Origin of the sequence: Amycolatopsis sp. NPDC024027 (assembly GCF_040638975.1) — a bacterium.
In the GTDB taxonomy this organism is placed as follows: Bacteria; Actinomycetota; Actinomycetes; order Mycobacteriales; family Pseudonocardiaceae; genus Amycolatopsis.
In genome coordinates this window covers 67769-82205 of sequence record NZ_JBEZYY010000004.1, presented here as the reverse complement: position 1 = coordinate 82205, position 14437 = coordinate 67769, and the positions used below count along the sequence as shown (strand labels likewise).

Here is a 14437-nt window from a genome sequence, read left to right as displayed (position 1 = left end):
CCGACCGTGCACCTGCGCCCGGCGTCCCGCGCCGACCCGCTGCCGGTGCTCGCCGCCGCCCGCCGCGTCACCGACGACCTGCGCGACGGCCTGACCGGGATGCCAGCCCGCCGCGCCGCGCACCGCCTGCGCCGGCTCTTCGGCTTCCCGGGGCTCGGCCTCGCCGACCTGTCCGGTTCCCTGATGTGGTCGGGACGGCCCGGGCCGGACGCGGTCGTCGCGACGGTGCTCGACGGCGTCCTCCACAGCGAAGAACCCGGCTCGGCACCGGAGGTCCTGGTGCTGCCGCTGCACGTCCGCGACGAGCTGGCCGGGGCGCTGCTGGTCGTCGGGGACGTCCGGGACGCGGTCGCGGCCCAGGCCGCCGACCTCGTCGTGCAGGCACTGGAACGCGGGCGGCTCGAGGCCTCGGCGGAACAGGCGGCGCAGGCCGAACTGCGGGCGCTGCGGGCGGAGATGTCCCCGCACTTCGTCTACAACGCCCTGACGGTGATCGCGTCGCTGGTGCGTTCGGACCCCGACCGCGCCCGCGACCTCATGCTCGACTTCGCCGACTACACGCGCTACAGCCTGGCTCGCCACGGCGAGTACACCGTCGTCGCCGAGGAGTTCCGCGCGATCGAGACGTACCTCGCGCTGCAGAAGGCGGTGCTCGGCGAACGGCTGCGCGTCCAGGTGCGGGTCGCGCCGGAGATCCTCGCCGTCGCCGTGCCGTACCTCGTGCTGGAGCCGCTGGTGGAGAACGCGATCCGGCACGGCATCGAGCCGCGGTCGGGTACCGGGCAGGTCCAGGTGCACGGCCAGGCGGAAGGGAACGACTGCGTGATCTTCGTCGAGGACGACGGGGTCGGCATGGACCCGGAACGGGCGGCGGACATCCTGGCCGGGCGCACCGGCGAGGACGATGCGGCAGGGATGGGACTGGCCAATGTGGACAGACGGCTGCGGGACGTCTACGGCCCCTGGTACGGCCTGACCGTCGAAACCGAGGTCGGCGCGGGCACCCGGGTGATCGTGCGGGTGCCGCGGTTCCAGCCGGGGGTGCTGCCGTGAGCGGGCTCCGGGTGCTGGCCGTCGACGATCTGCCGCCCGCGCTGGACGAACTCTGCCGCATGCTGGGCGAAGCGCCCGAAGTCGGCGAAGTCGTCGGCGCGGCTGACGCGCTGAAGGCGTTGAGGCTGCTTCAGGCGGATCGCTTCGACGCGGTGTTCCTCGACATCTCGATGCCGGGCCTCGACGGCTTGGAGCTGGCGTCGCTGCTGGCGAAGCTGAGCGAGCCACCGGTGATCGTGTTCGTCACCGCGCACGACGGGCACGCGGTCGCGGCGTACGGCATCGGCGCGGTCGACTACCTGCTCAAGCCGGTCCGCACCGAACGGCTCTCCGCGGCGCTGGCGAAGGTGCTGCGCATGGCGACCCCGTCGTCCCGGCCGACCCCGGACGCGATGGCGGCGCTCCCGGTCGAGTCGGGCGGGCGGACGCGCTACGTCCGCCGGGACGACGTCCTGTTCGTCGAGGCCCACGGCGACTACGTCCGCCTGCACACCCGCGGCGGGGTCCACCTGGTGCGGATGCCGATCTCGCGGCTGGAGGAGTACTGGGAGGGAACGGGGTTCAGCCGGGTCCACCGGGGTTTCCTCCTGGCGGTGGGGGCGGTGCTGGAGCTGCGCAGCGACTCGGCGGGCGGGTTGCTGGCCCACACGGAGGCCGGCGACGTCCCGGTCAGCCGCCGCCACGCGCGAGACCTGCGCGACCGGCTGCTGGAAGCGGCGCAGCGCGGTCAGCTGGGATCGGATTCGCGATGAGAGACCGCCTCCGGCCGGGCCCGCGATGAGCAAGATCCGCCGGGTCGCCGTCACCAGCCCGCAGACCCGCCTCGCCCACGCGCGCCGCCGGTCGCGCGGCCGCTGGCGCCAGCCCCGGCTCCCCGCGGGCGACACCCAGCGCGCCACCGCCCTCTACACCGCCCAGCGCCGTCGCGGCATCCCCGCGCTGGTCCTCATGTTCGCGCTGCTGCTCGGCCTCCCCGGCGTCTTCGCGATCTTCCCGGCCCTGGACACCGTGCGGCTGCTGGGAATTCCGCTGTCCTGGCTGCTGCTCGCGGTCTTCCCCTACCCGGCGATGGCGCTGCTGGCCCGCTGGCAGCTGCGCCGCGCCGAGCGCCTCGAGGACGAGTAGTGGGCGTCGCGCTCGCCGTCGCACCGGTCGTGCTCGTGACGCTGCTGATCGGCGTCCGCGGGGTCGCCGCCATGCGCACGACGTCGGACTTCCTCGTCGCGTCCCGCCGGATCTCGCCGCTGGTGAACTCGGCCGCGGTTTCGGGCGAGTACCTGAGCGCGGCCTCCTTCCTCGGCATCGCCGGGCTGGTCGTCAAGGACGGCATCGGCGCCCTCTGGTACCCGGTCGGTTTCACCGCCGGCTACATCGCGATGCTCGTGCTCGTCGCCGCCCCGATGCGGCGCTCGGGGGCGCTGACCGTCCCCGACTTCGCCGAAGCCCGGCTCAACTCCCCCGCGCTGCGCCGCCTGGCCGCCGTGGTCGTCCTGGTGATCGGCACGATCTACGTCGTCCCGCAGTTCCGCACCGCCGGCCTGGTGCTCGCCGCGGTCGGCGGCACCCCGTACTGGGTCGGCGTGGTGCTGGCCGGCGCCGCGGTCAGCGTCACCCTGGCGCTGGGCGGCATGCGCGCGGCGACGTACGTGCAGGCGTTCCAGTTCGTCCTGAAGCTGTTGCTGTTCCTCGTCCCGGCCATCTGGCTGGTGCTGCAGGCCGGCGCGGTCAACCGGACCGACGCGCTCAACCCCGTCGAGTTCACCCACTTCGCCCGCGAGACGCCGGTGCGCTTCGAAGTCGACGTCACCATGGAAATCCGCGAACCGACCCCGGTCCGCCGCAACGGCGTCGTCGAAGTCCTGCCACCGGGCGAGTTCACCGCGCACAGCCAGGACGAGGTCGTGTTCGGCACGGGCGCGGCCGTCCCGGCGGTCCGCGGCGGCGCCGAGCTGGGCGGTCCCGACTGGCGGCGCCCGCTGCTCGACCTCGGCGACCAGGGCTACCCGCTGCTCGGCACCTGGGCCGTGCTCATCGCGACCATGCTGGGCACGATGGGCCTCCCCCACGTCCTGATGCGCTTCCACACCAGCCCGGACGGCCGCGCCGCGCGCCGCACCGCCGCGATCACCGTCGCGCTGCTCGGCGTCTTCTACCTCTTCCCCGGCGTTTACGGCGTGCTCGGCCGGGTGCTCGTGCCCGGGCTGTACCTCTCGGGCGCGACCGACACCGTGGTCGTCGCCCTGCCGTCCCAAGTGGACAGCGGCTGGGCGGGCGGGCTGTTCACGGCGCTGCTGACCGCGGGCGCGTTCGCCGCGTTCCTGGCGACGTCGCTCGGCCTGCTGCTGGTGATGTCCGGCGCGCTCGCCCACGACCTCGTCCCCGGCGGGCTGCGGCGGCTGCGGATCGCCGTGTTCGGCGTCGCCGGGGTGATGGTGCTGCTGGCGCTGCGCTCGGCCGAGCTCGACGCCGGCGTCCTGGTCACCTGGGGCTTCACGGTGGCCGCGTCGACCTTCTGCCCGCTGCTGGTGCTCGGTATCTGGTGGCCGCGGCTGACCGCGACCGGCGGGATCGCCGGCGTGCTGACCGGGCTGGTGGCGTCGTCCGGCTCGATCCTGTTCGCCCTCGCCGGGCCGCCGTTGCACGGCTGGGTGGCGATCCTGGTCCAGCAACCGGCACCCTGGTCGGTACCGTTGGCGTTCGGCGCAATGGCGCTGGTCTCGCTGCGGGGCAGACCCCCCGGCTGGTCGACGGCGGCCATGTTGCGCCTGCACCTGGACGAACCCCGTTCGACGGGACCGCGCGACCGTTCGTCAACCGTTCGTCGTCTGGCCCGGCTGTTGAACCGCTGAATCTTCACACGAGACTCACACGTCCCTACGGTGTCGCACGTCACTTTCCGCAGCGTCGCAGGGAGCAGCAGCGATGAGCACGACGAACACCGGCGGGCCCCCGGACACGTCCGAGACCATCTGGGAACGAGCGCACGAGAGCACCGAGTTCCGCGAGCTGCGCAGCCGCCTGCGCCGGTTCGTCTTCCCGATGACGGCGGTGTTCCTCCTCTGGTACCTGCTCTACGTGCTCCTCGCGGACTACGCGCACGGCTTCATGAGCACGAAGGTGTTCGGCAACATCAACGTCGGCCTGATCTTCGGCCTGCTGCAGTTCGTCTCGACGTTCGTGATCACCGGGCTCTACGTCCGGTACGCGAACCGGAAGCTGGACCCGGTCGCCGAGAAGATCCGTGAGGACATCGAAGGCGAATCCGCGAAGGAGCAGGCATGACGAACATCGCCGCGGGTGTGGAAGGCAGCAACCCGCTCCTCAACATCCTCATCTTCGCCGCCTTCGTGCTCATCACCCTGGTGATCGTGTTCCGGGCCAGCCGCAACACGAAGACGGCGTCGGACTACTACGCCGCCGGCCGCGCGTTCACCGGCCCGCAGAACGGCATCGCCATTTCGGGTGACTACCTGTCGGCGGCGTCGTTCCTCGGCATCGCCGGCGCGATCGCCATCAACGGCTACGACGGGTTCCTCTACTCCATCGGCTTCCTGGTCGCGTGGCTCGTCGCGCTGCTGCTGGTCGCGGAGCTGCTGCGCAACACCGGCAAGTTCACGATGGGCGACGTCCTCGCGTTCCGGATGAAGCAGCGCCCGGTGCGGGCCGCGGCCGCGACGTCGACGCTGATCGTGTCGTTCTTCTACCTGCTGGCGCAGATGGCGGGCGCGGGCGGTCTCGTCGCGCTGCTGCTCGGCGTCGAAGGCAAGGGCGCGCAGGCACTGGTGATCGCCGTGGTCGGCGTGATCATGATCGCCTACGTGCTGATCGGCGGCATGAAGGGCACCACCTGGGTGCAGATCATCAAGGCCGCGCTGCTGATCGTCGGCGCGCTCGTGATCACGCTCTGGGTGCTCGGCAAGTACGGCTTCAACTTCTCCCAGCTGCTGCAGGCCGCGGTCGACAAGGCCGGCAAGGCCGGGCAGACGTTGCTCGGCCCGGGCAAGCAGTACGGCACCAACGGGACCTCGAAGCTGGACTTCCTCTCCCTCGGCATCGCCCTGGTGCTGGGCACGGCGGGCCTGCCGCACGTCCTGATGCGCTTCTACACCGTGCCGACCGCGCGCGACGCGCGCCGTTCGGTGGTCTGGGCGATCGTCCTGATCGGCGTGTTCTACCTGTTCACGCTGGTCCTGGGCTACGGCGCCGGTGCGCTGGTCGGGCCGGACACGATCAAGAAGGCGCCGGGCGGGGTCAACTCCGCGGCGCCGCTGCTCGCGCTCGAACTGGGCGGGCCGGTACTGCTGGGCCTGATCTCCGCGGTCGCCTTCGCGACGATTCTCGCGGTGGTCGCGGGCCTGACGATCACGGCGTCGGCGTCCTTCGCCCACGACGTCTACGCGAACGTCGTCAAGCGCGGCAAGACGTCACCGGACTCGGAGGTCAAGGTCGCCCGGATCACCGCGGTGGTGATCGGCGCCCTCGCCATCGGCGGCGGCATCCTGGCCAACGGGCAGAACGTCGCCTTCCTGGTGGCGCTGGCCTTCGCGGTCGCGGCGTCGGCGAACCTGCCGACGATCCTCTACTCGCTGTTCTGGAAGCGGTTCAACACCCAGGGCGCGCTGTGGTCGATCTACGGCGGCCTGGCCATCACGATCGTGCTGATCGTCTTCTCGCCGGCCGTGTCCGGCAAGAGCACGTCGATGATCAAGAGCGTCGACTTCGCCTGGTTCCCGCTGAGCAACCCCGGGCTCGTCTCGATTCCGGCCGCGTTCATCCTGGGCTGGCTGGGCACGGTCCTGTCCAAGGAGCACGACGCGAAGAAGTACGCCGAAATGGAGGTCCGCTCCCTGACCGGTGCGGGCGCCGAGAAGGCCGTGTCCCACTAGCTTCACCGACCCCGAAGGCCGTCGCGAGGGTGTTCCCGATCCCCTCGCGGCGGCCTTCGGCCATTCTCAGTACGGCAGCTTGCCCTGAGCGACGCCCGCGACGACCGTCTCGAACTGCTTCCGCAGGTACTGCCACAGCCCGCCGCCCAGCGAAATCCTCGCCACCCCCAGTTCGGCGAGGCCTTCGAGGCCCGGACTGCCCGGCCACGCGGGCACGTTGACCGCCCCGCCGGTCTCCCGCACGAACTCCGCGATCAGCTCCGGAGTCCGGAGGTGGATCGGATAGACGCAGTCGGCGCCCGCTTCGAGGTAGGCCTTCGCCCGGGCGACGCCTGCTTCGAGCGCTTCTTCCGGGTCCACGCCGCGGAAGGAGTCGACCCGGGCGTTGATCACCAGGCCGTCGCCCGCCGCCTCGCGCAGGGCGGCGATCCGGGCCGCCTGCTCGCCGACCGGCCGGACGTCGCCGGTCGCGTGGTCGGTGTCCTCGAAGTTGCAGCCGACGGCCCCGGCGTCGAGCAGCCGGCCCGCCAGTTCGGCGCCGGACAGGCCGTAGCCCGACTCGGCGTCGACGGTGACCGGGACGCCGACCGCCTTCGCGATCCGCGCGGCGGCGGCGAACATCTCGGCCGCGGGCGCCTGCTCGCCGTCGGCGAACCCCAGCGCGGCCGCCACGGCGACCGAGCTGGTCGCGATGGCGGGGAACCCGGCGGCCTCGACGAGCTTCGCGGTGTCGGCGTCCCAGGCGTTCGGCAGCACCAGCGGCTTGCCGGGGACGTGCAGCGCCCTGAGCGCGGCGGCGGTCACGCGTCCCGCTTCGGCAACGGCGTGTGGCTGGTGATGGTCATCCGGTTCCAGCTGTTGATGGCGATGATCTCCCACGCGACCGCTTTGTACTGGTCCTCGGTGAACACCTTCGCGGCCTGCTCGTAGACGTCGTCGGGCACGGCCTGCGTCGCGGACAGCTTGGTCATCGCCTCGGTGAGGGCGAGGGCGGCCTGCTCCTGCTCGGTGAACAGGTCGGTCTCGCGCCAGCCGTCGAGCACGAACAGCCGCCGCGGCGACTCGCCCAGCTCGAGCGCGTCGCGGGAGTGCATGTCGAGGCAGTACGCGCAGCCGTTGATCTGCGACGCGCGGGTCTTCACCAGTTCCAGCAGCTTGGGGTCGAGCCCCGCGTTGGCGCCGGCCTTGTTCACCTCGGCCTGCAGGTTCGCCATCGCCTGGTACAGCTCGGGAGCGCCCCCGAGCCCGATTCGCTTGGTCATGCCGTCCACGCTAGTGCGAACTGGTCCACGGGTATGGTCCAGTCACATGACGGAATCGTGGTCCAGTTCCGGGCTCGACGTCCACCTCGGCTGGCAGCCTTCGACGGGCCGCAGCGGGCTCGCGGCGGCGATCCGCGCGGCCATCCGGGACGGCCGGTGGCAGGCGGGCGCCGCGGTGCCCTCGACCCGCGCGCTGGCCCACGACCTCGGCGTCGCCCGCGGGACGGTCACGCGCGTGTACGCCGATCTCGCCGCGGAGGGGTACCTGCGCACGGCTCAAGGCGCGCCGACCCGGGTGGCGACGGCGGGTTCGCTGCCCCAGTCCGCGCCGCGGCCGGTCCCGCGCGACCCGGCGCCGCGCTGGGACCTGCGGCCGGGCCGGCCGGATCTGACGGCGTTCCCGCGGCAGGCGTGGCTCACCGCGACCCGCCGGGCCCTGCTGCGGACTCCGGCGTCGGCGTTCGGTTACGAGTCTGAGCTGGGCGCACCCGAGCTGCGCGACACCCTGGCCGGCTACCTGGCCCGGGCCCGCGGGGTGGTCGCCGACCCGGCGCGGATCGTGGTGTGCCACGGGTTTTCGCACGCCATCGCGGTGGTGTCCCGGGCGCTGTCCGGCCTGGGTGTCGGCGAAATGGCGTTCGAGAACCCTTCGCTGGAGATGTACCGGTCGATCGCGGCGGCGCAGGGCCCGCGGATCGTCGGCGTGGACGTCGACGGGCACGGCATCGACGTGTCCGCTTTGGACAGTCCGGCGGTGGTCGTGACCCCGGCGCACCAGTACCCCACCGGCGTCACGCTGGCCCCGCCACGCCGGGCGGCGCTGGCCCGCTGGGCGAGCGAATCGGGGGCGTTCGTGCTCGAGGACGACTACGACGGCGAGTTCCGCTTCGACCGCCAGCAGGTCGGGGCGTTGCAGGCGCTCGCGCCGGAGCGGGTCGTGTACGCGGGAACGGCCAGCAAGACGCTCGCCCCGGCGCTGCGGCTCGCGTGGCTGGTGCTCCCGCGCTCGCTGGTGGAGCCGGTCCGCGCGGCGATGGCCGACAGCGGCTCGCGCCCGGCGGTGCTGAACCAGCTGGTGCTGGCCGAGCTGATCGACTCGGGGGCCTACGACCGGCACATCCGCCGCAGCCGCGCCGAGTACCGCTCCCGCCGCACCCGCCTGTTGGCCGCACTGCCGGATTCCGTGCGCCCACACGGCATCGCGGCGGGCCTGCACCTGCTGCTGATGCTCCCCCCGGACGGCCCCTCGGAGGCCACGGCCCTGGCGGCCTGCCGCCGCCGCGCGATCGGCATCGAGGGCCTGGCCGGCCACTGGATGACCCCCAACGCCCCCGGCGGCCTGATCGTCGGCTACGCGGCCGCCCCGAAGCACGCCTTCACCGGCGCAACCCAAAACCTGGTAGAGGCCCTGGCCGAAATCACCCCCTGACCCACCCTCTCCCCCCGCCCTCAATCACGCCAGCCCGCCTACATCACGCGAGTCGTCCATCCAGGCACGCGAGTCGTCCATCCAGGTACACGAGTCGACCCTCCAGGCACGCGAACCGACCGCCCAAGTACGCGAGTCGACCCTTCAATCACGCGAGTCGACCTCTCAATCACGGGTGATGCCCCTCCAATCACACGAGATGCCCCCGTAATCACGCATGAAGCCCGCCCGTTCACACGAGATGCCTCGCCAAGCACACGTGATACCCACGGGCCGCCCCACCCGGAGCGGCCCGCGACCACCGTCAGAACCAGCAGTCCGGCCGGACCCGCAGCAGTTCCGTGCGCAGCACCGGCGTGCCGTCGACCGGCGCCGGCTCCTCCGCGGTCGGCTGGATCCCGCCCGCCGCCACCTTGTCGAGCGTCCTCAGCCCCTCCGCACCGACCGTGCCGAACACCGTGTAGTTCGGCCGCAGCGCGGAATCCCCGTACACGACGAAGAACTGCGAACCATTCGTGTCCGGCCCCGCGTTGGCCATCGCGAGCAGGCCGCGCGCGTAGACGCGCCGGGCGCCGGTCGGGTCGGTCGGCGCCGGCGGCAGGTCCACCGGCAGCTCGTCCTTGTACCTGTAGCCCGGCCCGCCTTCGCCGGTCGCGGTCGGGTCGCCGCACTGCAGCACCTTCAACGTCGGGTACGCGGTGAGCCGGTGGCACACCGTGTAGTCGTAGAAGCGGTGCCGCGCCAGGTGCAGGAAGCTCTGCACCGTGCACGGCGCCTTCGCGCGGTCCAGCCGCAGCGGCAACGCGCCCTGGCTGGTCGGGATGGCGACGTCGACCTTGCCGTGGCTCGGCGTGTGCCGCGGGTCGGGCGGCAGCGGCACCGGCCGCGCGGGCGGTTCGTCCGGGGTTTCGGTGTACTGGCAGGGCCCGTGGGTCGTCTTGGGCGGTGGCGCGTCGGCCGCCGCGGCGACGCCGTTCCCGGCCACGAACAACGCACCCGCCGCCAGCGCGGTGAGAAGTGTCTTCTTCATCCTGCACGCCCTCCCAGTGATCGCCCGGTTCCGGAGCGCCCCGCAGTCTAGGGCCCGGCACCGACAGCCAGAACCCGCGAAAGTCGCCCCTGTCAGCCCATCGGGTGAACCTCGGGGCCCGCACCCCGGAAATTGTCGGGCCCCCGGCGCACGATGGTCAGCACGCGGCAAAGCGCCGCCCGGCGAAGGGGTCAGACGTGAGAAGAATCGTTGGCACAGCAGGCATCCGACAGCTAGTGCAGGCACTGCTCGGGTTCTTGCGCGCCGCACCGGGGCCCGGCCGGAAGACGCCGGGCGGCGCGTTCATCGAGCCGCGGCAACGGAAAGCGGCGAGCGAGCGCCCCGGCCGCGGCCGGTCAAGAGCCGCGCCGGAAAGACGTCAGCGCGATCAGGAAGGTGAGCACGATTCCCGCGGCGATGGCGAACACCGCCACCCGGATCCCGCCGCCGGTCGCGATCCGCAGCGCCTCGTCGTCCAGCCCGCGAGCGCCGGCGGTGGTGTTGGCGATGAGGACGAGCACCGCGAGCCCGGCCGCCGCGCCCACACCGGAACCGGTGGTGACGATCCCCGAGGCGACACCCTGCCGGTGGCCGGGCACCCCCGTCGCCGCGGCGATGTACATGGCCGTGAAGACCATGCCGTCGCCGATGCCGACCGCGATCAGGCCGGGCACCAGCCAGGCGTACGAGCCGTCCGGCGTGAGCGCGAGCCCGAGCAAGCACGTGCCCACGGCGCCGGTGGCGAGCGCGCCGAGCAGGGTGCGCCGCACCCCGATCCGGGTCACGACGGAGCCGGCCAGCACCGAGCCGGTGACCACCACCGCGGTCGGCAGCAGGAACCCGAGCCCGGTGGTCAGGGCGCCGTACCCCCACACGTCCTGGAGGTAGATGGACAGGAAGTACAGCAGCGATCCGAAGGTGGCCGTGAACATGAACGCGACCGCCAAGGCCAGGACGAGGCTCGGGTTGCGCAGCAGGCCACGGGGCAGCAGGGGGTCCGCGCTGCGCCGCTCGATCACCGCGAAGGCCCCGAGCAGCAAGGTTCCCACGGCCAGGGCGGCCACGATCCCGGGCGAGCCCCATCCCGCATCCGGCCCACGGACCAGCGCGAACGCCAGCAAGGTCACCGCGCCGGTGACGCTGAGCGTGCCGGCCAGGTCGAATCGCCGGCTCACCGCCCGCCGCCGGTCGGCGACGATGAGCGCGAACGCCGGCACAATGGCCAAACCGGCCAGCGGAACGTTGACGAAGAACACCGCCCGCCACCCGAAACCCTGCGTGAGCACGCCACCGAGCAGCACCCCGATGACCAGGCCGGCGGCCCCGGCTCCACCCCACACGCTCAGCGCGCGATTGCGGTCGCGCCCCTCGGCGAAGGTCGTGTTGAGGATGGCCAGGGTGCTGGGAAAGACCAACGCGCCGCCCAGGCCTTGAAGCGCGCGGCCGGCGAGCTGCCACAGCGGCGCAGTGGCCAGTCCCCCGATCACCGAAGCGACCGCGTAGAGCGCCAAGCCGGCCACCAACATCCGGCGGCGGCCGAGCAGGTCCGCGGCCCGCCCGCCGAACAGCAGGAACCCGCTGGAGGCGATCGCGTACGTGCTGATCACCGTCTGAAGGGTCTGGGCGGAGTACCGCAGGTCCCGGCCGATCTCGGGCAACGCGACCACGACGATGTACTGGTCGAGGGAAACGATCAGCATCGCGAACGCCAGCAACGCCAGCAGCGCGCCGCGGCGGTCGTGGTGCACCACCGCGGGTTTCACGGAGGTCAGCTCCGGTTCGAACAGCATGAGCGCCTCCCGATCGTCACGGCCGGTCACCACTGAACTGTACGCTTCAGTTCATATGAACTCAACAGTTCAGTTCAGGTGAACTGGACTGCCCAGTTCAGGCGGTCGGTATGCTGCGTGCATGACGGACACGCGACGGCGCCCGCCCACCGGCGAGCGCGCCGACCTCAAGCGCCGGGCGATCGTGGAGGCTGCCCGCGAGGTCTTCCTCGCTCGCGGCTTCGAAGCCGGGATCGACGTCATCGCACAGCGGGCCGACGTGTCGAAGGTGACGATCTACAACCACTTCGGCAGCAAGAACGAGTTGTTCCACGCGGTCATCCACGATGCCCTCAAGGAGGCACTCCAGCAGTCGACGTCGGCTCTCGAAAAGAGCCTGGCCGAATCCGAGGACATCCGGGAGATCCTCGTGCGGACGGCGCGAGGGTGGGTGGCCGGGATGGCGCAGCCCCAGGTGCTCGCGCTGCGCGCGCTCGTCGCGAGTGAAGCGCAGCGGTTCCCCGAGCTCGGCCAGGCGTGGAAAGCCAACGGCCCCGACCTGACGTCCGCCATCCTGACCACGGAGTTCCGCAAGCGCATCGAGGCCGGCGAGCTCGCCATCCCCGACATCGAGCTGGCGTTGATCCAGCTCTACGCCCTTGTCCTCTACCCCCACTTCACCCACGCCGCCTACGGCGAACAGATCGGAGAGGAGCGCACCCACGACCTCATCAGCCGTGGCGTGGACATGTTCCTCGTCTACTACTCGGCCGGCGAACGAAGCGCGCCGCCGGGCGGCGGCACTAGCTCCGCAAGTCCGTGATCAGCTCGTCGGCGGCGGCGAACGGATCAAGCTCGCGCGCCACGACCCGCTCCGCGACGCCGGCGAGCCGTCCCCCGCCGCGCAGGTCCACGAGCTCGGCCCGCAACCGCCGGAGCGCGATGGCCTCGACCTCGTCGCGCGCCCTGGCCACCCGGCGCCGGGCCAGCTCGTCGTGCTCGACGAGCCAGTCGTGGTGTGCGGCCAGTGCTTGCACGACCTCGTCCACACCCTCGCCCTTCGCCGCGACGGTCCGCACGATCGGCTGACGCCAGCTCGCTCCCCGGATCTCCCGCCGTGCCAGCGAAATCATCTGCTTGAGGTCGTGCACCGTGGCGTCGGCGCCTTCGCGGTCCGCCTTGTTGACGACGAAGACGTCGGCGATCTCGAGCACGCCGGCCTTCGCGGCCTGGATGCCGTCGCCCATGCCCGGGGCGAGCAGCACCACCGTGGTGTCGGCCAGCTTCACGACGTCCACTTCGGACTGTCCGACGCCGACGGTCTCGATCAGCACGACGTCGAAGCCGGCCGCGTCCAGCACGCGCACCGCCTGCGGGGTCGCCCACGAGAGCCCGCCGAGGTGCCCGCGCGTGGCCATCGAGCGGATGAACACGCCGGGGTCGGTGGCGTGTTCGGTCATCCGGATCCGGTCGCCGAGCAGCGCGCCGCCCGAAAACGGCGAAGACGGGTCGATGGCGAGGACGCCGACCCGCTTGCCCTCCGCGCGCAACGCGGTGAGCAGCGCCGAGGTCGAAGTCGACTTGCCGACGCCGGGTGGTCCGGTGAGCCCGACGACCCGGGCCCGCCCGGTGTGCGGGGTCAGGGCCCGCGCGATCTCCGCGACGCGCGGGTGGGCGTCCTCGACGAGCGACAGCAGCCGCGCGACGGCACGGGGCTGTCCGTCCCGCGCGCGGCCGACGAGGTCGTCGAGGTCGAGTGGGCCGGCCACTTACGCGGACGGCACCCGCAGCAGCAGGGCGTCGCCCTGGCCGCCGCCACCGCACAGCGCGGCCGCGCCGAGCCCGCCGCCGCGGCGGCGCAGCTCGTGGATCAGGTGCACGGCGAGCCGGGCACCGGAGGCGCCGATCGGGTGGCCGAGGGCGATCGCGCCGCCGTTGACGTTGACCTTCTCCGGGTCGAGGCCGAGCTTCTCGGTGGAGACGAGCCCGACCGCGGCGAAGGCTTCGTTGATCTCGACGAGGTCGAGCGCGTCGGCGGTCAGGTTCGCCTTCGCCAGCGCGGCGAGGATGGCGTTCGACGGCTGCTCGTGCAGGCTCGCGTCGGGCCCGGCGACGACACCGTGCGCGCCGATCTCGGCGAGCGGCGTGATGCCGAGCTCCTCGGCCTTCGCCTTGCTGGCCACGATGACCGCGGCGGCGCCGTCGGAGATCTGCGAGGCCGAGCCCGCGGTGATGGTGCCGTCGGAGGCGAAGGCGGGGCGCAGCTTGGCGAGGCCTTCGGCGGTGGTGTCGGCGCGGACGCCCTCGTCGGTGTCGAAGACGACCGGGTCGCCCTTGCGCTGCGGGATGGAGACCGGCGCGATCTCGTCGGCGAAGTAGCCGTTCTTGATCGCCTCGGCGGCGCGCTGGTGGGAGCGGGCGGAGAACTCGTCCTGCTGCTCGCGGGTGAGGCCGTAGCGGGAGTTGTACTTCTCCGTCGAGGCGCCCATGGCGACCTGGTCGAAGGCGCAGAAGAGCCCGTCGTAAGCCATGTGGTCGACGAGGGTGGTGTCGCCGTACTTGAAGCCGGAGCGCGACTTGGGCAGCAGGTGCGGCGCCTGGGTCATCGACTCCTGGCCGCCGGCGACGACGAGGTCGAACTCGCCCGCGCGGATCAGCTGGTCGGCGAGCGCGATGGCGTCGAGGCCGGAGAGGCACACCTTGTTGATCGTCAGCGCGGGCACGCTCATCGGGATGCCCGCGGCGACCGCGGCCTGGCGGGCCGGGATCTGGCCGGCGCCGGCGGTCAGCACCTGGCCCATGATCGTGTACTGCACCGCGTCCGGGGAGACCCCGGCGCGTTCGAGGGCCGCCTTGATCGCCACCCCGCCCAGCTGGGCGCCCGTGAAGTCCTTGAGGGAGCCCAGCAGGCGCCCGATCGGCGTACGGGCGGCACCCAGGATCACGGAACCGGACACGGCGTCCTCCAAGCATCGGCGCATGGGCAGTTTTGCCGACCATACCCGGGA

14 protein-coding genes are annotated in these 14437 nt (G+C 72.1%); 8 read left to right on the top strand and 6 right to left on the bottom strand.

Going from position 1 to position 14437, the window contains the following annotated elements; all coding sequences use genetic code 11:
* Positions 1 to 6: 6 nt before the first annotated feature.
* The 6 genes from AB0F52_RS12300 to AB0F52_RS12275 all read left to right on the top strand — a co-directional run bounded on the left by AB0F52_RS12300 (position 7) and on the right by AB0F52_RS12275 (position 5939).
* A complete protein-coding gene (locus AB0F52_RS12300) occupies positions 7 to 1053 on the top strand; it encodes a histidine kinase (protein WP_360168515.1) in 1047 nt (348 codons plus the stop codon).
* Positions 1050 to 1805, top strand: coding sequence for a LytTR family DNA-binding domain-containing protein (locus AB0F52_RS12295; protein WP_360168512.1), 756 nt, complete (start codon positions 1050 to 1052; stop codon positions 1803 to 1805). The genes AB0F52_RS12300 and AB0F52_RS12295 overlap by 4 nt, the downstream gene beginning before the upstream one ends.
* A gap of 25 nt (positions 1806 to 1830) precedes the next feature.
* Positions 1831 to 2178: a hypothetical protein gene (locus AB0F52_RS12290; RefSeq protein WP_360168509.1), complete on the top strand. Its 348-nt coding sequence runs from the start codon at positions 1831 to 1833 to the stop codon at positions 2176 to 2178.
* Positions 2178 to 3902, top strand: coding sequence for a cation acetate symporter (locus AB0F52_RS12285; RefSeq protein ID WP_360168506.1), 1725 nt, complete (start codon positions 2178 to 2180; stop codon positions 3900 to 3902). The genes AB0F52_RS12290 and AB0F52_RS12285 overlap by 1 nt, the downstream gene beginning before the upstream one ends.
* 73 nt (positions 3903 to 3975) lie before the next feature.
* Positions 3976 to 4335, top strand: coding sequence for a DUF485 domain-containing protein (locus tag AB0F52_RS12280; RefSeq protein ID WP_285988907.1), 360 nt, complete (start codon positions 3976 to 3978; stop codon positions 4333 to 4335).
* On the top strand, positions 4332 to 5939 hold the full coding sequence (locus AB0F52_RS12275) for a cation acetate symporter (protein WP_360168503.1): 1608 nt from the start codon (positions 4332 to 4334) through the stop codon (positions 5937 to 5939). The genes AB0F52_RS12280 and AB0F52_RS12275 overlap by 4 nt, the downstream gene beginning before the upstream one ends.
* 66 nt (positions 5940 to 6005) lie before the next feature.
* Here AB0F52_RS12275 and AB0F52_RS12270 read toward each other — a convergent pair whose 3' ends face one another.
* The gene (locus AB0F52_RS12270) at positions 6006 to 6743 is read right to left on the bottom strand and encodes an isocitrate lyase/phosphoenolpyruvate mutase family protein (RefSeq protein WP_360168500.1); all 738 of its coding nucleotides are present in this window, start codon (positions 6741 to 6743) and stop codon (positions 6006 to 6008) included.
* On the bottom strand, positions 6740 to 7201 hold the full coding sequence (locus AB0F52_RS12265; protein WP_285988904.1) for a carboxymuconolactone decarboxylase family protein: 462 nt from the start codon (positions 7199 to 7201) through the stop codon (positions 6740 to 6742). The genes AB0F52_RS12270 and AB0F52_RS12265 overlap by 4 nt, the downstream gene beginning before the upstream one ends.
* Positions 7202 to 7247: 46 nt before the next feature.
* Here AB0F52_RS12265 and AB0F52_RS12260 point away from each other — a divergent pair, with 46 nt between their 5' ends.
* Positions 7248 to 8630, top strand: a complete 1383-nt coding sequence (locus tag AB0F52_RS12260) for a PLP-dependent aminotransferase family protein (protein ID WP_360168497.1) — start codon at positions 7248 to 7250, stop codon at positions 8628 to 8630.
* Between the two features lie 304 nt (positions 8631 to 8934).
* Here the strand turns inward: AB0F52_RS12260 and AB0F52_RS12255 are convergent, their stop codons facing one another.
* Positions 8935 to 9660, bottom strand: a complete 726-nt coding sequence (locus AB0F52_RS12255) for a peptidylprolyl isomerase (protein ID WP_360168494.1) — start codon at positions 9658 to 9660, stop codon at positions 8935 to 8937.
* Positions 9661 to 10016: 356 nt separating this feature from the next.
* A complete protein-coding gene (locus AB0F52_RS12250; RefSeq protein ID WP_360168491.1) occupies positions 10017 to 11480 on the bottom strand; it encodes an MFS transporter in 1464 nt (487 codons plus the stop codon).
* Between the two features lie 91 nt (positions 11481 to 11571).
* Here AB0F52_RS12250 and AB0F52_RS12245 point away from each other — a divergent pair, with 91 nt between their 5' ends.
* Positions 11572 to 12252 carry a TetR/AcrR family transcriptional regulator gene (locus tag AB0F52_RS12245; RefSeq protein WP_360168488.1) on the top strand — a complete coding sequence of 227 codons (681 nt, stop codon included), beginning with the start codon at positions 11572 to 11574 and terminating at the stop codon, positions 12250 to 12252.
* On the opposite strand, the gene meaB is transcribed toward AB0F52_RS12245, so the two are convergent.
* Positions 12233 to 13198, bottom strand: coding sequence for a methylmalonyl Co-A mutase-associated GTPase MeaB (gene meaB, locus AB0F52_RS12240; RefSeq protein WP_360168485.1), 966 nt, complete (start codon positions 13196 to 13198; stop codon positions 12233 to 12235). The genes AB0F52_RS12245 and meaB overlap by 20 nt on opposite strands.
* Positions 13199 to 14386, bottom strand: a complete 1188-nt coding sequence (locus AB0F52_RS12235; protein WP_360168482.1) for an acetyl-CoA C-acetyltransferase — start codon at positions 14384 to 14386, stop codon at positions 13199 to 13201. It abuts the gene before it with no gap.
* Positions 14387 to 14437 lie beyond the last annotated feature (51 nt).